The following is a 19,266-nucleotide window of genomic DNA, read 5'->3' as shown; positions in this document are numbered from 1 at the left end:
AAAAATATATTTTAAATTATGGAGTGTGAAAATTAATGGCTAAAGAAATTAAATTTTCAGAAGATGCACGTTCAAAGATGCTAGATGGTGTTAACAAACTAGCTGACACAGTTAAGACAACAATCGGACCTAAAGGTAGAAACGTTGTTCTTGAAAAGAGCTATGGTTCACCAGAAATCACAAATGATGGTGTAACAATCGCTAAGAGTATTGAATTGGAAGACCACTTCGAAAACATGGGTGCTAAGTTAGTTTCCGAAGTAGCTTCAAAGACTAACGATATTGCTGGTGACGGTACTACTACAGCTACTGTTTTAACACAAGCAATCGTTAAAGAAGGTATGAAGAACGTTACAGCCGGTGCTAACCCTGTTGGTATCAGAACAGGTATCGAAAAGGCTACAAACGCCGCTGTTGACGAACTTCACAATATTTCACACAAAGTTTCAGGTAAGAAAGATATTGCTCAAGTAGCTTCAGTTTCTTCAGCTGACCCAGAAGTTGGTAATTTGATTGCCGACGCTATGGAAAAAGTTGGTAACGATGGTGTTATCACAATTGAAGAATCAAAAGGTATTGATACAACACTTGACGTTGTTGAAGGTATGCAATTCGATCGTGGATACATTTCACAATACATGGTTACAGACAACGATAAGATGGAAGCTGACCTTGATAACCCTTATATCTTGATTACTGACAAGAAGATTTCAAATATCCAAGATATCTTGCCATTGCTACAAAAGATTGTTCAACAAGGTAAAGCACTTTTGATCATTGCTGATGATATTGAAGGTGAAGCTTTGCCAACACTTGTATTGAACAAGATTCGTGGTACTTTCAACGTTGTTGCTGTTAAGGCTCCTGGTTTTGGTGACCGTCGTAAGGCTCAACTAGAAGATATCGCTACATTGACTGGTGGTACAGTTATTACTTCTGATCTTGGCCTTGAACTAAAAGACACAACTATGGACCAATTAGGTCAAGCTGGTAAAGTTACAGTTACAAAGGACAACACAACTATTGTTGAAGGTTCTGGTGACAAAGATGCTATCAGTGAACGTGTTGAATTGATCAAGAAACAAATCAGTGAAACAACTTCAGACTTTGACAAAGAAAAGCTTCAAGAACGTCTAGCTAAATTAGCTGGTGGTGTGGCCGTTGTTAAAGTTGGTGCTGCTACTGAAACGGAATTGAAAGAACGTAAGTACAGAATTGAAGATGCCCTAAACGCTACACGTGCCGCTGTTGAAGAAGGCTACGTTGCTGGTGGTGGTACAGCTTTGATGAACGTTTTGGACAAGGTTAACGCTCTTAGCGAAGAAGGAGACGTTCAAACAGGTATCAACATCGTTGCCCGTGCTCTTGAAGAACCACTTCGCCAAATCGCTGAAAATGCCGGTATGGAAGGTTCAGTTATCGTTGAACATATCAAGAATGAAAAGAACGAAATTGGTTACAATGCCGCTACGAACAAGTGGGAAAACATGGTTGATGCCGGAATCATTGACCCAACTAAGGTTACACGTTCAGCCTTACAAAACGCAGCCAGTGTTGCTTCATTATTGTTGACAACTGAAGCTGTTGTTGCTGACAAACCTGACGAAAATGCACCTGCTGCACCTGCTGCTAACCCAGCTGCTGGTGGTATGGGCGGAATGATGTAATTCGTTCCCTTTAAAATAAATATCAATAGTAAAGAGCAGTCGATAAAATCCAGATTGGAAATTATCGACTGCTCTTTTAGTTTTTTATGCAACCAGATGGTTCATTTCTGAAAGCATTTGGTAGGTTGCCTGAAATACAGGGCAAACATCATTAGGTATGGCAAAGTTATTTGTGACATCAGTTAAGCGATTGAAGTCAGCGGTTAAGTTTTCATCGCCGTGAGCAATTTTTTGTTCGATGTTGACGAAGATATCTCTCACTTCGAAGACTTCCGGATGATTCTTACCATGAGCTCGAGTGATTGCTGATGTAAATGTATCCAATTGATCTTTGTTTTCGGTTAAGTAATCTTTGATTTGTGACATGTCCTTTACCTCGCTTTTAATTGATAAACTGAGTATAAAGTAACTTGGAGAGTTATTAATTGATTAATATCAAGTATGTTCAATCTTTTAGCGATTGGCGAAAAATGATTTTGGAATCATTGTTATCTAAAATAGTTTCGATTTCTACTTGGTCGATATAAGTAGAGAAGGTTAATTCTTTGATTGCTAAATTAGCGAGTATTTGGGCACTTTGAAGTGGATCAACTTTTCCCAAGGTGATGTGAGGGATGTATTTTAAGTCAGTCTGTAAAAATGGTTTCAAATTATCATCTTGATAGAGTAAGTCATGTAATTTAATTAAACGTTCTTGACCGTGACTAGCCTCCAACCAGATATAACCATTGCCATCAGAACCTAACTTGTCAAAAGTAACTGGAAATGATTTTGTGCCTTTTATTCGTTGAGTTACGATTTGAGCGAGGTCTTCATTAGTTAAATTACTTTCAAGAGGAAAGACTAACGTGATATGGGGATGAATATTTTCGGATAACGGATCAAATTGCTGTCTGACTTTTTGAATTGCTTCGTAGTTATACATTTCGGGGAAAATTAAAATTGAGCGCATGCGATTGCCACCTTTAACTTAAATTATCTTTCTATTATATCTAAATTGGCATTTTTATATTTCCAATCGAGCTTTGAAAAGTATAAAATTATACTTTAGCAAACAATTATTAGAAGAGAGAATTATTAATGGATAGGATTGCCTTTGGTCGAAAGATCAATAATGTACCAATGATAGTTAGTTTAGCTATCGGATTAATAATAGGAATCGTAGTGTTCATATTTACCAAATTAATGCTCTTAGCCGTGATTTTAGGTGCTGCAGCAGTAGTTATCGTGGCGTCGCTGTATGCACGTAGTATGGTCGATTATTACGGATATTGGGATATCAATGAGGAAGAGATCCGTAGTTTCAATTATCAAAATTATAGCGTTAGATTGCAGTCAGTTTTATTCCCCTTTAGTGAGAGTCAGGAAAGCTTCAAATTAACTGATATTAAAAGCGCAACAGTGGTTGTGGGTCAGGAGATGAATGCGCCGGCTAATATTCTTGGCGGATCGTTCAATGCTCCAACTAAAATTATGTTTCATTTACCAACACCTTATTATTTAGATGTATCTTTGCAGGATGGACGAGAGGCTTATCTTGACCTTTCTGCTGATTGGGATGATAGTGAGACGATTGAATATGTCATCAACTTGATTTCTTCTGAAGCTGAAATTAATGTTGATATGGTGAAACAGGCAAACTAAAAATTGGTTTACACTTTATCGTGTTGGTAGATTATTTTATCGACACGTTTTTTTTTACCACAAAGTTACGATCGAAGTTCAAAACATAATTGAATAAAAAATATAGTAGGTACAATTACTTAACAGCCAAGAAAAGTAAGGGGGGTACCAGCTCTGTACAATATTTTTTTAAAGAATCAATAGAAAAAGCAAGTTACTAAAGCGTGGTCATTTTGAGTTTAAGAGTCGAAGACATTTTTTATATGAATTCAATTTATAAGGGCGAAAAAAAAGAATCATATCAATTAAGGCATGATTCTTAGAAATGGTTCTCATCAACACGATTTGATTTAGGCCCTTTTATTTTTAAAGCGAGTCAGCAATCCCCCATGTAATTGTACCATTGTACTGTCCCGCACTAGTTCCAGCTGGAACTAGTAATTTCCATTTACCAGTATCGATATATTGGGTTAAATCTTCTTGATTAACCGAGCCTGAGAAACCATCAGATTTAATTGGAATACCAGTAGTGGAAATTGGAGTCCAATTTTCTTCATAGTTATTTCTGTTTTGATTGAAATATAGAGCATCGTTATTAGTTTGAACAAGTTTCTGTATGATATCACCATTGGAATCATGGGTAGCTATAGCCGCACTGCCATCATTGTCATAACCTACAGTGATTTGGAATGGTGTGTCACTGGTATGAGTGACCACTAACCTACCGTTAGTTTTTATGTTTGATAACATTCTTTTTGGCCCATCCGAATTGATACTACCAAAATCAATGGATGACGGAAAATCGTCAATTGACATAGTTGGTGCAGTTTCAGTGATATTTAACACTGCAGCCTTTGATTCATAATTATTGTATGATAAGCCAGAACTAGTTTTGATATTGTCTAGGACCGCAATATTAGAAAAGGTTGTTTTTTTGACACTCGTGACTGTAGCTTGAAAATCGATGGTAATAGGAGAACTATATGAGCTTAAATTGAATGATAATGAACTTGGAGTTTGAGTAACAATACCGTTATTAGTTACTTTAATTGATCCATCATTTAATTTAAGACTTTCTGGCAAAGTATCACTAAAGGTGGCACTCTTTAAACTATCAGTACCAGTATTTGAGAGTTGAATTCTGTAATCAATAACATCGCCTTTTTTAGCAGTAGCTGCAGTAGTAAAAGAACCATTAGGATTAGTTGTGTTATTACGTAAAGTTTTTATAAACTTTGGAACGTAAGTAGAAGAAGCAATTGGAATCTTAACGCTATCGGTATAATTTCTATTATTATCAACATTAGTTCCATTAGTATTCTTATTGTTACCGGTGAAAGTTGCGGTGTTGGTCAAAGCGCCATTGGTCAAATTGCTGAGAGCATCTAGGGTAACTGTAGCATCGAAAGTTACTGTATATGTCCCTTTATCATGGATTATCGCATTTGGGGTAATATTCAACTGACTTGTTGAATCGTTAATAAATGAACCAGAAGGACCATCTTTCATAATATCATGCTGATTATCACCCGAACCTGTAGTTCCAGAGAAGTAAGTTGAACTAAATTTAACAGAACTTGTATCTAACTGTAGTCCAGCGGGTAAATTATCAACTAGATTATTAAAAGACCAATTTGAATTTAAGCCTTGATTATTGACCTTTAGTTTAAAGTGAAGGGTATCACCAACATGATTGAGTCCATTTTGTTGTTTGGTATTGGTATAAGTTTTACTTACAACTGGTATAGCATATGGAGAAATCGTTGAACCTATGGTTGATGAAAAATGCATAGTTTCTCCGGACGCCATACCATTTACAGCTGGCCATCTTAAAAGGTAGGCGGAATTTTGTTTTCCATTCTCATCAACAACTGGGAAGATTGCACTGTTAGCAGAAGTTTGACCATAAAGCAAAGGAGTACCAGCTACTTTATCGGTATCACCATTTTTATCCGGATCATCAGGATCATGATCTCCGACTTTCAGGGTAGGATGGGAAATAAATCCGCCACCTGATGATTTAGATTGTTTACCTTTTTCATACCATCTATAAGGATTGGCAAAAGCTAATCCCATAAAATCTTTGAATCCATCCGCTACATTATTAGTAACAAATAGCTTTGATTTAATGCCATTACTGGATGCGGAACTATTTATGTATAATCCTTGTCCACCACCAATAGCGTATAATGGTACATCGTCACCATTAGTGAAATCTGTAGGGTTTTGAACATTGTCATAGATTGAACTGTCAGAAGTCATTGCAGTATCTTCACCAAAGAAAGTTTGAAACTGAGTAGTTTTAGAATTATCAGCTTTATATACATAAAGTTCTCTTTGAACTATTGGGGCGCCAGTAGCAGAGGGGCGTAAAAGAACCTCTGCATAGACCCCTTGCTTTTGTAAATAGCCACCTATTTTCAATACTCTGCGACCATTTTCTGTACCGGAGAATAAAACCTTAGGACTTAAGTTGAGCAATACTGAACTTGAAATATATGAATCTGATTGCCCATAGGGGAGGCTAAAGTCTATTGAAGTGTCAGATGCTCTTTCAGGATTTGAAGAAATGTAGGAATTTTTACCTTGATGTACGATACTATAATATTTACCGTTATAATTTATGAAAACATTTATTTTTGAATAATAACTATATCCAGCACCATAACCAGAATTTAGGTTGGTATTGGTTGTAGTGACGGTTGGGTCACCACTCATAACATTACCGGAACTGTCACGCGCTGATCCAAAAGTATAGTCCAATGAGACATTGTCACTGATAGGGATAGATCCAATTATATTTTTATAAACAGGGCTCCAGTTAGTTACGCCGTCATCAACGTAATAACCGAGGTTATTAATAACATCACTCTCCGAAACAGCTTTAACGGTAAGTGAATTATTATTAAAAACTAGGAAACAAAATAATGCTATAAAAAATATACCAAAGAATTTTTGGATACATTTGTAAGAGTTCAACATTTAATACTCCTCCCCCCTAGAAATATAAAATGATGCTAAATATTCAATTAACAAGTATATTATACCTCATAACAAATAAAATAATGTATCGATAATTAATTGTTTTTTTATCTAAAATTGAACATAATATTCCCAATAAGATTCAGAGAGGTATAGAATCGAGAAATTATCACAATTGCACAGGTATCGAGTTTTTTTCGAATAAGAATACTTATCATCTGCTATTACGATGAGATAGGCTTGTTGAAGCCAGCAAAGATTAACTCAGATAATAATTACCGATGTTATTCAACTGAATAATTTGAACGGACAAATGTGCAAATTGCTCAGGTTGGGGATGCAGATGCTATCATTTTGAATTGATTTGGTATGGTATTACGGATGGATCTAACCAAGTATGCTACCGAAACAAGAGTAACTGTACAAATGAGTAATAATTTTTTTGACCCTCTAGTAGTTTGAGAGTTTATAATTTTTAATTAACAACATAATTTTAAATATGGAGGATCTTATGATAGGTACATTTTTTAATGTGGGAATGATTTTAATTGGGAGTTTTTTAGGAAGCTATTTTAAAAAAGGTATCAAAGCAGAATATAATGCCATTTTGACACAGGCCCTGGGACTTGTTGCTATAGCCGTTGGTATAAATGCGGTCGTTCAATATATGCCTAAAAGTCACTATCCCGTATTGTTTATTGTTAGTCTGGCCGTGGGAGGACTGTTTGGTCAGTGGCTTGATCTGGAAAAACATTTTGATAATTTAGTTGCGAAGTTTTCTAAACCTTCTGCAAATGGAGAAGCAAATTTAGCTGAAGGGTTAGCAACTGCCGTCTTGTTGTATTGTATTGGTTCATTGTCGATCTTAGGGCCGATTCAAGCAGCCTTGAATAAGGACTACACTTTTTTGTTCACTAATGGGATGCTCGATGGAATTACTTCAATCGTGTTGGCCTCAACGTTTGGTTTTGGAATGGCTCTAGCAGCAATCGCAGTATTTGCTTGGCAAGGTAGTATTTATTTGATAGCTATGTTGTTACAAAATTCAATCAATAACAACATGATCACGGAATTGACGATTGTCGGTGGAATTTTGATTTTTGCCTCAGGATTAGGACTGTTGAATATTAAGAAAATCAAAGTTTTGAATTTGTTGCCGGCTTTGTTGGTACCTATTGTGGCGATTGCAGTTATAGGGTTGTTTTAAGAAAAGAATTGTATAAATTTAAGCCACTCACGTTGCAGAAACTCGACGGAGTGGCTTTTCTTATGTCTAAATAAGCAATTTATAATATATACTAAGGAGTATAGCTTCGAAATTTGTTTTAGAAAGAGTGGACGAATGAAAAAGTACAGTGCCGGAATGGTGTCGCATTCTTTTTGGCAAGATGAATTTTCTCAATATATTGATTTGTTAAATAATGGCTTAACCGCTGATGAAATAAGAAATAAGAGTATTAATGATAACTATTTTCATCAAACAAGTGAAGCCAGATCGAGGGACTTGAACAATGTTTTAAAAAGAAGAATTGCAAAATTAGATTCGAGTTATATTGAAATTTATCCTTCATTACTGTTGGCTGACAAGAAGCTAATCAATTTAATGTCGATTCTTAAATTGAACCCGCTATTCGAAGATTTTATGTACGAAACATATCGAGATGAATTAATTGTAGGGGATGCAAAACTCTATGATTATGAAGTTGCTGGATTTTTCAATCGCAAGCAGCAAGAAAGTGTACAAATAGCAAATTGGACCGATCAAACAATTAAAAGATTGACCGGGATTTTTAAAACATTTATTCGTGAAGCCGATCTAATGAAAGATCAAGGTGAATATGATGAAGTGATCCGTCCAATCATGGATTATCGATTGGAAGATTTAATGACGTCTAATAATGACAATAAGATATTAGCCATCTTTTTAGGGAGATAAAAATGAGCTCAACAGTAACCAAGTTAGAACATTTACGAAATAAGTTAAAAAATAAGGATTTTCAACATAGTCAAGGACTATCAAATGAAGTGTCTTATTATATATTGGCATATGATCCTAAAGATTATCCAATCTTGCGTAGGGAGATCGATAGTATTGAACGAGATTATAACGTGGAAACTATCGGCCATGAGATTAAAGAATTTAATCTTTATCGCATTATGTGGGAATTACTTGAAAAGAGAGGTATTAAAGAAGCTGTTTTTAAAATGGAAAAAGATGACGGAATTGAATATCTCTCTGAACAAATAAATAATGTTTTGAGAATGACTAGTTCTGACAATGAGCTAGTTAAGTATATTAAGGAACAAATAAATGCTGATACAATAGTCTTTTTGACGGGAATAGGTCAAATCTATCCATTAATAAGGGCACATAAAATATTAAATACTATGCATCAAATTATTTCAGATGTACCTGTGGTATTATTTTACCCAGGAAAATATGATAGTTTGAGTTTGAGTATGTTTGGAGAACTAAAAGAAGACAACTATTATCGTGCATTTCAAATAAATTAGGGGAAAATAATAATGATTATCAGAGATATATTTGCTAAACCAATTGATCGTAACATTAAAGGTGTTATCACGATTGGTGATGAAAAAGATAATAATATTAAGCAGGAACTTGAGGAATATGTTGTTACAAGAGAACTAAAAGGGCATTTCAAGGATTTTTTCGAGGCATATGCCAATAGTATTGGTAATAACACCACAAATATGGGGGTTTGGATATCTGGTTTCTTCGGATCAGGTAAATCTCACTTCTTGAAGATTCTTTCATATCTCTTAGAAAACCGTGAAGTCAAAGGTAAAAGAGCACTCGATTATTTTACCGATGATAATAAAATAACCGATACGGAAACTATCAGTAATATGAAGAAAGCTACAGGAATTGATAATGAAGTCATGCTATTCAATATTGATTCCAAAGCCCGGGATAACAATAAGGAACAAAGAAATGCAATTCTGAATGTCTTTCTACAAGTCTTTAACGAACAGTTAGGGTTATCTGGAGAAAGTTTTTGGTTGGCCGATTTAGAAAGACGAATGATTAATGATGGCCGTTATGAGGACTTTCAAGCAGAATTTAAACGACTTAATGATGATCATAAGGAGTGGATTGAAACAAGAAATGGCTTTGCCTTTATGAAGGGGACTATTAAAGAAACTTTAGTTAATATTGATTACATGTCAGATGCCGATGCTCAGGGATTCGTTGATAGTCTTTCTTCAGATTATTCAATCAGTGTTGAAGAATTTGCTAAAATGGTTAATCAGTATATTAAGAAACAATCTAATGATTATCATATGATCTTTTTAGTCGATGAAATTGGTCAATACATTGGTGATTCACAGCAAAGAATGTTGAATTTACAAAGTATTGTTGAGGACTTAGGTACTTATACTCAAGGTAAGGCGTGGGTGATTGTAACAAGTCAACAAGCAATTGATAAAGTAACTAATAATATCAATGGCCAAGATTTCTCAAAAATTCAAGGACGTTTTCATACTAGAATTTCAATGTCATCAGCTAACGTTGATGAAGTTATTAAAAAGCGACTTTTAGCTAAAACAAATGAAAGTCAAAATCTTTTGGAAAAAACATATAATGACGAACGACATTCTATTAATAATTTGATTGATTTTGATGGGGATGTCGAGCGCAAAAAGTATGATGACGCTCAAGCGTTTGCAAGTGTTTATCCATTCGTACCATATCAGTTTGTATTGTTGCAGCAAACCCTAACGGCCATTCGTGAGAACGGATCTGACGGTAAGCATCTTGCCGAAGGTGAACGTTCGATGTTGGCAGTATTTCAAGAGTCAGCTCAATATTATGAGAATAAAGATACTCGAACTTTGATTCCATATAGTGTTTTCTTCAGGGGATTGGAACAATTTTTGGATCATACGCATGCGATTGTTATTCAACACGCAATCGATAATGAGAAAATCAATCCTAATAATGAACCAAAGCCATTCGCTGTGGAAGTTTTGGAAACTTTATTTATGGTGAAGTATGTTAAAAACTTTGATGCCACATTGAATAACGTAACAACTCTAATGATTAATTCAATTGATACTGACCGAATTGAATTAGAAAATAAAGTTAAAAAGGCTCTAGCTATTTTGATTAATCAAGAGTTAGTAGAAAAAACAACTCATGGTTACGAATTTCTAACAGATGCTGAGCAAGATATTAGTAAACAAATTTCTAAACAAAATGTTGATCCAGGTGAAATTTCAGAGAATATTGGTAATCAATTATTTACAACTAATAATATTTCTAAACGCTTTGTTTATCCTAAATTGAACAATCAGTATACATTCTCCTTCAATACCTACGTTGATGATTATCCGGTTGGAGCCACTAATAATGAAATGAGCATCAAGATAAATACACCTGAAAGTGATTATCATCAAGATGAGACAGAACTAATTAGATTGTCGATTGATCCCACGCAACCACCAATTATTATTGATATGCCTGAGGAGAGTTCATATATCGATGATATGCATCAAATGCTAAAAATCCGTAAATTTGCACGGGATAATAATAATCAGTCAAACGATGCACGATCTCGTGAAATAATAAGTGTGAAGGTTTCAGAGAGTGGCACTTTGGCAAACAATTCAACGAAAGAGTTGATGGAAGCATTACAACAAGCTGACATTTATATTTCTGGTAAGAAATTGGCCAACAATGGAAAAGATTTTTTCAAACGTTTAAATGACGCAGAAGTAGAATTAATCGATGAGGTCTATCGGAACCTTAGCTATATTGAAGTTACAAAAAGTGAAAAAGATATTGTGACTCTGTTTAAGAAAAATGACCTTAAAATTAAAACTGATGAAAATAATCAGGCTACTCAAGCTCTTATGGACAGTATTACTAGAAGTTTTGATGGTCGAAATAAGATATCATATAAGTCGATTTTGGATAAGTTTAGTAAGATTCCATACGGTTATAAAGATATTGATATTAAATGGCTGGCTGCAAAGTTGTTTGTTGATGCTAAATTAAAACTATATGTTAACAATGCCTCAATAAGTTGGAGTTCAGAGACTGATCCTTTGACAATTTCACAATATTTTACTAAGAAGTCATATATTGACAAGGTTCAGTTTGAACCACGACGTGAAATTTCAGCTGACAAAAAACGTGATGTGCTTGAAATTGCTGATGAAGTCTTTAACAAACTTACATTCTCAAATGATGAGGATGATACAGTTATGAGTGAATTAAAGGAAAAGATTAAATCTAATATGCTTATTTTAAAGAGAAATAATTCGATGCCTAATTATTATCCTGGTAAGAATCTTCTTGAAAAAGGCAGTGCAATGTTCCAGAGACTCTATGATATTAGTGATGCTGATAATTTTTATGATTATGCAAGCAAGGAAAAAGATGACTTACTTGATTGGCATGACGATATGGAAGATGATGGGATTATTGAATTCTATAATAGCGAAAGTCAACAAGGTATTTGGGAAAATGCCCAAAAGATGTTAAATATCTACAATAATTCAGATGCATTTATATCAGGAAGTGAAGTACCAAGAATAGTTGCCGATATTAAAAAGATTCTTTTGTCCAATAAACCCAATGGACAAGTGCATCGATTAAAGGAATTAAACGAAAGTTTTAATAAAAGCTACAACATAGAGTTTGATAAACAACTTGAAAAAATGAAATCGATTATTGAAGTTGAAAAAGAAAGTGCACTTGATTATGCTCGCGCTAATGGATTTGCTGATGAAGTGGAAGCGGGAATCAATAAAGATTTTGAAAGAATAACTCAAGAAGCCATCGATTCAGTCGATTTAGATAAACTGATGGTTATGGATAATAAAGCTTCAGTTTGTGGTAATCGTTATAAGAGCTTAGTTGATAAGCTTGGTATAAAGAGAAATCGGGCTGAACGTGAACAAGCTGAAAAAGAACGGAAATTAAGAAACAAGCATGAAGATGCTAATACTGGTAATGAAAGAGAAAAGTCAGATGATGAATCAACTCCAACCGAAGAAATAACACCAACACATTTGAATTTGAAATCACTTGGTGTTGCTAAAACTTGGTATATCAATGATGAATCAGACATTGATAGAGAATTAGATAAATTAAAGAAGGTTCTTGCTGATCAACTTAAAGAGAAGAAGAAAATTATTTTAGAATTATAATAGGAAAGGTATTCAGATGGATAAGAATGCAATAAAAAAGTTTGCCATAAATTCCAGAGAAAACTTACTAGAGATGGTAAGGCAACGAGCAGGATTATTTGGAATAACTAAAGACGGTATCAGTGACAAGCTGGAAATTTCAACTAATGAAATCGAATATTATGTTGATGATAAGGTGCCATTGGTTGGCAAAGATATTCCAAAACGTCGTAAGTTAGTTGAAGAATTAAAAACTCGTGCCAAAAAGAGTGATTATCAAACCGCCTTTACAGATTTAACTGAAGAAGTTGCTTACACTTGGTTTAATCGAATTGTGGCAATTCGGTTTATGGAAGTTAATGATTACTTACCAAGCAGAACTAGGGTTTTATCAAGTACACAGAATCGTAACGAACCAGATATTATGATTGATCCATTGAGCTTAGAAGCTGATCTAGGGGCATTTTCCGATGATGATAGACAATTGATCGATGATGCCTGGGAAACTGAAGATCCTCTTAAAATGGATGATCTGTATAAAATGTTGTTTATTAAACAAGTAAATGCTTTGAACAAGAACCTACCATATTTGTTTGAAAAGACTAACGATTATGCAGAATTATTGTTCACTCCAAACTATAATCGTGGGGTTATTAAGTCCATCGTAACCGATATTGATGAAGCTGACTTTGATGTTTCTCAAGGTGGTCAAGTTGAAATTATTGGGTGGATTTATCAGTATTACAATACAGAACTCCATGATGAAGTCGTTAATATTAGTGGTGGTGCTGTTAAAAAGAGCGACATACCTGCTGCTACACAACTTTTTACAACCGATTGGGTAGTTCGCTATATGGTTGATAACTCATTAGGAAAGTATTGGCTAGAACGTCATCCTGATAGCAAAATTAAAAATGATTTGAAATTTTTACTCCCTGAAAAATTGGATATTGTGCCAAATAGTAATGAAGATATTCAAGATATTAAATTAATGGATAACGCTATGGGTTCAGGGCACATTTTAATTTACGCTTTTGATATCTTTATGAAGATATATCTTGAAGAAGGTTATTCTGCTCGTGATGCCGCGGTAAATATTATCACTAAAAATTTGTATGGTTTGGAAATTGATCAACGAGCTTTCCAATTAGCCTCATTTTCTTTAATGATGAAAGCTAGAGAGTATAATCGTAGAATTCTAAGAAAATCTGATATTAAGCCTAATCTTCACGTATTCGTCGAAAGTGACGACATCAATCCAGAATTCTTTGATCGTGTATCAACCGAAATCAAGGATGATTTACAATACTTGGTCAGTCAATTTAAAGATGCCAAAGAATTGGGATCTATCATCAGAATTGATAAAAAGTATGATTTTGATCAGTTGAGAACTGCAGTTGAAAATATTCCCGAAACTGGAATTGATCTTTATGGAATTCAAGAAGCAAAAAACACTGTCCTAAGGATTCTTGATTTAGCTGAAGATATGAGCATCAAATACAACGTAGTTGCGACTAATCCACCTTATTTGAACAAGATGGATAAGAACCTAAAGGCTTACGTTAAAAAGAATTACGCTGATTATGCAGGTGATCTATTCTCTGTATTTATTTATAACAATACAACGTGGCTAGCTCAAAATGGCTACTCTGCCTATATGACTCCTTTTGTCTGGATGTTTATTAAGACTTATGAAAAGTTGCGAACTTATTTAGTTCAAAATAAAAAAATTTCAAGTTTGATTCAAATGGAATATTCTGCCTTCGAAGAAGCCACTGTGCCAATTAACACCTTTGTAATTAAAAATACGCCATCTGATAATACTGATGGTGTATACGTTAAGTTATCTGACTTTAAAGGTGGTATGGAAGTACAGAAAGAAAAGACGCTTGAAGCCATCGAAAATCCTGAATGTGGTTATCTTTATCGAACTAACCAAGCGAACTTTAGTAAGATTCCTGGTAGTCCTATTGCTTATTGGACAAGTAGTAACGTGTTTTCTATTTTTCAAAAATCTAAAAAAATTAGTGATTATGGTTACTCAAAAAAAGGACTCGATACGGGCAAGAATGCTCTATATTACAGATTTTGGCACGAAGTTTCTAATAATGTTGGTTACTGGATTCCTCTGAATAAAGGTGGCAATTTTAGAAAATGGTATGGCAATCAAATATATATCATTAACTGGTTAAATGATGGTTATAGAATAAAGAATAATGGAAAAGCAAATATTCAGAATGAAAAATTCTATTTTAAACCAAATTTAAGTTGGACTGACCTAACTTCAGGATCTTTCAGTGCGAGATATACCCCTCGTGGATTTATTTTTGATGCTTCTGGTCCGAGTTACTTTGGTAATAACCTTAATGAAATGTTAGCGTATTTGAATTCCACTGTATTTAATTACTTGGCGAAGTTAACAATGAGTACAATGCATTATACTAATGGCCAGGTTGCAAAAATGCCATTTAAAGATTTTGATAATGGAGATATTAATTCAATAGTTACAGTGAATATTTCTATATCAAAAAAAGACTGGGATTCCTTTGAAACTTCATGGGATTTCCAACAACATCCATTCCTAAATCACATCGCTGATGATAAGCGAACAGAAGTCGATGGAAAGGTAGAAAATGCTTTTAATATTTGGAAGTCAGAAGCTCAAGATAGATTTAATCAACTGAAGTCCAATGAAGAAGAGTTGAACAAGATTTTTATAGATCTTTATGGCTTACAAGATGAATTAACGCCTGAAGTTGCTGACAAAGATGTATCGGTACGATTAGCTGACAAAGAACGCGATATCAAATCATTTCTCTCATACTTTATCGGTGTAGTGTTTGGTCGTTATTCATTGGATACTGATGGTTTAGCATTTGCCGGTGGTGAGTGGGACGCATCTAAATACAAAATGTTTGTGCCAAATGACGATAATTTATTAATGTTGAACGATGCCAAATACTTTGATGATGAACGTGATATTATCAATCGGTTAAAAGAATTCTTGACCGTTACCTTTGGCAAAGAAACGTTGTCTGATAATTTACAATATATAGCATCCGTTGTTGGTAAAAAAGCTGATAGTGATGAAGATTCAATTCGAAGATACTTTGTGGAAGACTTCTTTAAGGATCACAAAAAGATATATCAAAAACGTCCAATTTATTGGTAATTTTCAAGTGGTAAAGCAAATGGATTCAAGGCTTTGATGTATCTACATAGATATGATGAAAACGAATTAGCTATGATCCGGAGCAACTATTTGCATCCATTGCAAGGTAAATATGAAACTAGTCTGAATCAATTAGAGCAGTTCATAGATGTCGAAACTGTGATCAAGACAAAAAAGAAATTAGAAAAAGAACTTGCACATGTGACAAAACAATTATCTGAAATTAAAAAATATGATACTGTTATTCAACATTTGGCCAACGAAAAGATTGCACTTGATTTAGATGATGGTGTGGTTGTAAATTATGAAAAATTACAAAATGGCGAGAAAATTTTGTCAAAATATAACTAAATAAAAAGGCCCTTCCAAGTGGGAGAGTCTTTTATTGTGCCAAAAAAAGTGCCAACTATTTTGTGACAGTATTTAAGATGGAAACAATCTTATCTTGGTCCTGGGATTGCAATTCTTTGATGATATGAAGGTAGGTAGATTGAGTAGTTGTAATATTACTGTGGCCTAATCTTCTTGAAACTGAAAGTACGCTAACACCTTTGTAGAGTAAGACTGAAGCATGCGTGTGTCTTAATCCATGAAAGGTTATTCGGGGGATATTTAATGATTCAAGTTTATTTGTTAATGACTTATTTATCTCAGCACTTACCATAATATGCTGATTTTCGTTCATGAATATTGGTTGTTGTTTCTGAATAATATGTGAATTTATAAAGCCCCTTAACTTCATAATTGTTTGGTCATCGATAGCTATTTTTCTAATTGAAGATTTAGTTTTAGTTTTCATAAAACCTGTTTTATATTTATAATCCCAAGTTTTATTTACGCTGATATAGTCATTTTTGAAATCAATATCTTTACTTGTTAAACCGACAATTTCACCGTATCTCATGCCGGTAACAGCCGCAATATAAATAATCATTTCGTCGGCTCTGTTAGTATTTAGATTTTGAATTAACTTTGACCAATTTTGATAACTTAAAAATTTATTGGTTTTAGGTCGCTCAATTCCAGTAATGACTGCCTTTCTAGTCGGATCCGTAATGATAATTTTTTCGTCTAGAGCCTCTAACAAGCAAGCTCTAATTTGTTTATGAAAGCATGATACAGTGCGCTTTGCATGAGTTTTGGCAAAAGTATTTAACCCTTCTTGATATCTTATTTTAGTAAGATCTTTAAGTCGCATTTCGCCAAATATTTCATAAATATGGTTAGCAGTATTTTGATATTTGTTATATGTTATTTTTGAAACAACATTTTTTTTGAATATATTGATCCATCTTTTGTAGTAACTGACTAAAGGCTCTTCGCTTGATTTTGCACTAGATAAATTAGGATGCTCGATTTGGATTTGACTGGCTGCTAAGATAGCTTCTGATTTGTGTGTGAAGCCTGATTTGCGGAGCTTTTTATATTTTCCAAATTGATCTTTATACGATATTTCGTACTGCCAAACGTTTCCTCTTTTACGATAACTGACCATTATTTGTGCCCCCCGAACGGAACAGTTGTCACAATTTTGGCACATACGTAACTATATTCCAATAATTTTGTACTGAATAATTGTTTATCATCAGCGATGTGATTTAGGAATGGATGTTGTTGGAAATCCCATGACCATTCGGATGAATTATAATCTAGTTTTGATAAAATTATAGAGCTTTTAATAATATTAATAGTATGTTCTAAGTTAACATTATTATAAATGAACGGAATATTTCGTATTGCCGTGGGATTGTAGTCTAGTGTTGGTGATAAAACATTTAGAATATAGTCACTGACTTTTGAATTAAGCAGGCCTAATAAATAATATATTTTTTTTGTAAATATCATTGGTCCTTTACTATCAAAAATGAAACCATTTTCAGAATATCTGAAGGATGGAGACCCTGAGCTGAGGGAAGACCATGTGATTCCTTCTTTAAAGAGATACTGCGGATTTCTAAGCCCAAATTTGGGGAATTTTTTTAATTCTTCACCATCATTAAACCAATTTATTACGTAGTCCCTATTTCCAAACCATTTATGGTATTCACCACCCTTATTATACGGAAACCATTTTTTTGAGACTTAACAGAAGTTGAAGCATCTTTAATATTGAATCCGATATTGTTACTAGTCACTTCCGTCCATCTTCTTAAAAATCGATTATTATCGCCTGTGAAACTCCCCTTCTTTACATCAGCAATATCTTCAACTTTTCTATAATTAATGTATAAATCAAATATCGAATTTTGTACCCAATAGCCAATAGGACTACCAGGAATCTTACTAAAGTTCGCTTGGTTAGTTCGATTAAACCTATTTCCAGGAATTGGAACCGATGTAGGAATTTTATTAGATGCGTCTGCTGTTTTGATTTGGTGATATGTTCCGATGAATTTAGGTATTTTAGTATTTCTGATAACAGCGACTGCTGTGCCAAATGCAATTCCCATAACATTATTTTCCATGTGCATAAGATTGGAAATTGTGTAATTTTCCAACAGATGGGTCCTCATCTTTTCAAAACTGGATAAAAACATCCATGATTGCATGGTAACCATACAATTATATCCACCAGGAAGGATGGATTTATTCCAACGTTCGATGAACATTGAGAATAAATCTGATTTTGAATTAGGATAATACTTTTTAGAGAAATCACTTAATGATAGATCCATTCTTGATGATCCCATATAAGGTGGATTGGTTATTACGACATGATAATAAGAACCAAGTAGTTTGGAAACATTAATTAACATTTCCACTTGATGTAAAAGAGGAATTATTTCAAACGATAATTGATCAATATTAACTTTATTTAGATCATTAGTAAGGCTTAAATAATCAATATTTTGAGTTTGAATAAGAGATCCCAAATCATTACCATTTTTGAATAAGTTAACTAATGATCTTATGGAATCAATAGAATCATTTGATAATTTCTCAAACAAAGGCTCAAAATCATCAATATTGGTCTCATTTGTCTCAGGGACGTCATAAATATTGAGTTTGATATTACTTGATAATGCACGTCTATTGTATTGTCTTAACTTCATGTAAACAGCGAAGTATGACAACTGGAATGCACGAGTGTCAATATCTAAGCCATGTAAATTATTTGAAACAATTAATTTTGATGCTTCTCGTTCAGAATATCCTTCTGATTTGTAAATTTGCATTAATACATCGAAGGCATATACCAAGATATGACCAGATCCCATGGATGGATCAATCATTTGAATATCGGTTGGTTTAATATCTTTAAGTGGTTCATCAATATTCTTTAACGCTATAACTACGTTATCTGGTTGTTTTGCTTCTGACATGTAGTATTTCCAATTAAAAGTGGATGCAATTTCTTCCTCAGTACGTGAATCATCTTTTTCAATCAACGATTTTATCCAAAGTTTACCCAACGAATTTTGAACCATGTATTTGACAATCCAATCAGGGGTAAAGATTTGGGTCACAGAAGCAATTTCAGTATCTCTAAATTTATGTGATTTAGGGGATGAAATTGCTTTTTCTTTATTGTCTGTATTGTAATACTGATAAATCCACCCAATGATCTCAACTTGACCACCCTGAGAAACATCGAAGTCAGCTTCATCAATATCGGTTACGATGGACTTAATAACCCCTCGATTATAGTTTGGAGTGAACGAT

13 protein-coding genes are annotated in these 19,266 nt (G+C 33.9%); 8 read left to right on the top strand and 5 right to left on the bottom strand.

Going from position 1 to position 19,266, the window contains the following annotated elements; all coding sequences use genetic code 11:
• Positions 1 to 35 precede the first annotated feature (35 nt).
• A complete protein-coding gene (gene groL, locus ACYT32_RS09220; protein ID WP_395265844.1) occupies positions 36 to 1,667 on the top strand; it encodes a chaperonin GroEL in 1,632 nt (543 codons plus the stop codon).
• An 84-nt stretch (positions 1,668 to 1,751) separates the two neighbouring features.
• Here groL and ACYT32_RS09215 read toward each other — a convergent pair whose 3' ends face one another.
• Both ACYT32_RS09215 and ACYT32_RS09210 read right to left on the bottom strand, forming a co-directional pair.
• Complete coding sequence (locus tag ACYT32_RS09215; protein ID WP_461793419.1) at positions 1,752 to 2,033, bottom strand: iron-sulfur cluster repair di-iron protein, ric; 282 nt, start codon at positions 2,031 to 2,033, stop codon at positions 1,752 to 1,754.
• Positions 2,034 to 2,112: 79 nt separating this feature from the next.
• Positions 2,113 to 2,619: a 2'-5' RNA ligase family protein gene (locus ACYT32_RS09210; RefSeq protein WP_395265846.1), complete on the bottom strand. Its 507-nt coding sequence runs from the start codon at positions 2,617 to 2,619 to the stop codon at positions 2,113 to 2,115.
• 128 nt (positions 2,620 to 2,747) lie between these two features.
• Between ACYT32_RS09210 and ACYT32_RS09205 the strand changes: the two genes are divergently transcribed.
• Positions 2,748 to 3,311: a hypothetical protein gene (locus ACYT32_RS09205; protein ID WP_395265847.1), complete on the top strand. Its 564-nt coding sequence runs from the start codon at positions 2,748 to 2,750 to the stop codon at positions 3,309 to 3,311.
• Positions 3,312 to 3,656: 345 nt separating this feature from the next.
• On the opposite strand, the gene ACYT32_RS09200 is transcribed toward ACYT32_RS09205, so the two are convergent.
• The gene (locus ACYT32_RS09200) at positions 3,657 to 6,272 is read right to left on the bottom strand and encodes an isopeptide-forming domain-containing fimbrial protein (protein ID WP_395265848.1); all 2,616 of its coding nucleotides are present in this window, start codon (positions 6,270 to 6,272) and stop codon (positions 3,657 to 3,659) included.
• 511 nt (positions 6,273 to 6,783) lie between these two features.
• On the opposite strand from ACYT32_RS09200, the gene ACYT32_RS09195 reads away from it, so the two are divergent.
• The 6 genes from ACYT32_RS09195 to ACYT32_RS09170 all read left to right on the top strand — a co-directional run bounded on the left by ACYT32_RS09195 (position 6,784) and on the right by ACYT32_RS09170 (position 15,954).
• Entirely contained in the window at positions 6,784 to 7,479 is a 696-nt protein-coding gene (locus tag ACYT32_RS09195) for a DUF554 domain-containing protein (protein ID WP_395265849.1), read from the top strand.
• A gap of 135 nt (positions 7,480 to 7,614) precedes the next feature.
• Positions 7,615 to 8,208, top strand: a complete 594-nt coding sequence (locus ACYT32_RS09190; RefSeq protein ID WP_395265850.1) for a DUF1819 family protein — start codon at positions 7,615 to 7,617, stop codon at positions 8,206 to 8,208.
• Between the two features lie 2 nt (positions 8,209 to 8,210).
• The gene (locus ACYT32_RS09185; RefSeq protein WP_395265851.1) at positions 8,211 to 8,786 is read left to right on the top strand and encodes a DUF1788 domain-containing protein; all 576 of its coding nucleotides are present in this window, start codon (positions 8,211 to 8,213) and stop codon (positions 8,784 to 8,786) included.
• A 12-nt stretch (positions 8,787 to 8,798) separates the two neighbouring features.
• A complete protein-coding gene (gene brxC / locus ACYT32_RS09180) occupies positions 8,799 to 12,452 on the top strand; it encodes a BREX system P-loop protein BrxC (RefSeq protein ID WP_395265852.1) in 3,654 nt (1,217 codons plus the stop codon).
• A gap of 16 nt (positions 12,453 to 12,468) precedes the next feature.
• The gene (gene pglX / locus ACYT32_RS09175) at positions 12,469 to 15,603 is read left to right on the top strand and encodes a BREX-1 system adenine-specific DNA-methyltransferase PglX (RefSeq protein ID WP_395265853.1); all 3,135 of its coding nucleotides are present in this window, start codon (positions 12,469 to 12,471) and stop codon (positions 15,601 to 15,603) included.
• A gap of 36 nt (positions 15,604 to 15,639) precedes the next feature.
• A complete protein-coding gene (locus ACYT32_RS09170; RefSeq protein WP_395265854.1) occupies positions 15,640 to 15,954 on the top strand; it encodes a hypothetical protein in 315 nt (104 codons plus the stop codon).
• Between the two features lie 55 nt (positions 15,955 to 16,009).
• On the opposite strand, the gene ACYT32_RS09165 is transcribed toward ACYT32_RS09170, so the two are convergent.
• Positions 16,010 to 17,098 (bottom strand): tyrosine-type recombinase/integrase, encoded by a 1,089-nt coding sequence (locus ACYT32_RS09165; RefSeq protein WP_395265855.1) that lies wholly within the window; start codon positions 17,096 to 17,098, stop codon positions 16,010 to 16,012.
• A gap of 514 nt (positions 17,099 to 17,612) precedes the next feature.
• A complete protein-coding gene (gene pglX / locus ACYT32_RS09160) occupies positions 17,613 to 19,214 on the bottom strand; it encodes a BREX-1 system adenine-specific DNA-methyltransferase PglX (protein WP_461793430.1) in 1,602 nt (533 codons plus the stop codon).
• Positions 19,215 to 19,266 lie beyond the last annotated feature (52 nt).

Source organism: Companilactobacillus sp. FL22-3 (assembly GCF_054881455.1).
Note: the sequence above shows the minus strand (reverse complement) of the source record. Positions and strands in the feature narration are given on the sequence as shown.

Bases quoted from the DNA above. Each gene is read 5' to 3' on its own strand.
- brxC (WP_395265852.1), top strand. From the start codon at position 8,799: ATGATTATCAGAGATATATTTGCTAAACCAATTGATCGTAACATTAAA.
- ACYT32_RS09165 (WP_395265855.1), bottom strand. From the start codon at position 17,098: ATGGTCAGTTATCGTAAAAGAGGAAACGTTTGGCAGTACGAAATATCG.
- ACYT32_RS09200 (WP_395265848.1), bottom strand. From the start codon at position 6,272: ATGTTGAACTCTTACAAATGTATCCAAAAATTCTTTGGTATATTTTTT.
- ACYT32_RS09215 (WP_461793419.1), bottom strand. From the start codon at position 2,033: ATGTCACAAATCAAAGATTACTTAACCGAAAACAAAGATCAATTGGAT.
- ACYT32_RS09170 (WP_395265854.1), top strand. From the start codon at position 15,640: ATGTATCTACATAGATATGATGAAAACGAATTAGCTATGATCCGGAGC.
- ACYT32_RS09190 (WP_395265850.1), top strand. From the start codon at position 7,615: ATGAAAAAGTACAGTGCCGGAATGGTGTCGCATTCTTTTTGGCAAGAT.
- ACYT32_RS09205 (WP_395265847.1), top strand. From the start codon at position 2,748: ATGGATAGGATTGCCTTTGGTCGAAAGATCAATAATGTACCAATGATA.
- ACYT32_RS09210 (WP_395265846.1), bottom strand. From the start codon at position 2,619: ATGCGCTCAATTTTAATTTTCCCCGAAATGTATAACTACGAAGCAATT.
- pglX (WP_395265853.1), top strand. From the start codon at position 12,469: ATGGATAAGAATGCAATAAAAAAGTTTGCCATAAATTCCAGAGAAAAC.
- ACYT32_RS09195 (WP_395265849.1), top strand. From the start codon at position 6,784: ATGATAGGTACATTTTTTAATGTGGGAATGATTTTAATTGGGAGTTTT.
- groL (WP_395265844.1), top strand. From the start codon at position 36: ATGGCTAAAGAAATTAAATTTTCAGAAGATGCACGTTCAAAGATGCTA.
- ACYT32_RS09185 (WP_395265851.1), top strand. From the start codon at position 8,211: ATGAGCTCAACAGTAACCAAGTTAGAACATTTACGAAATAAGTTAAAA.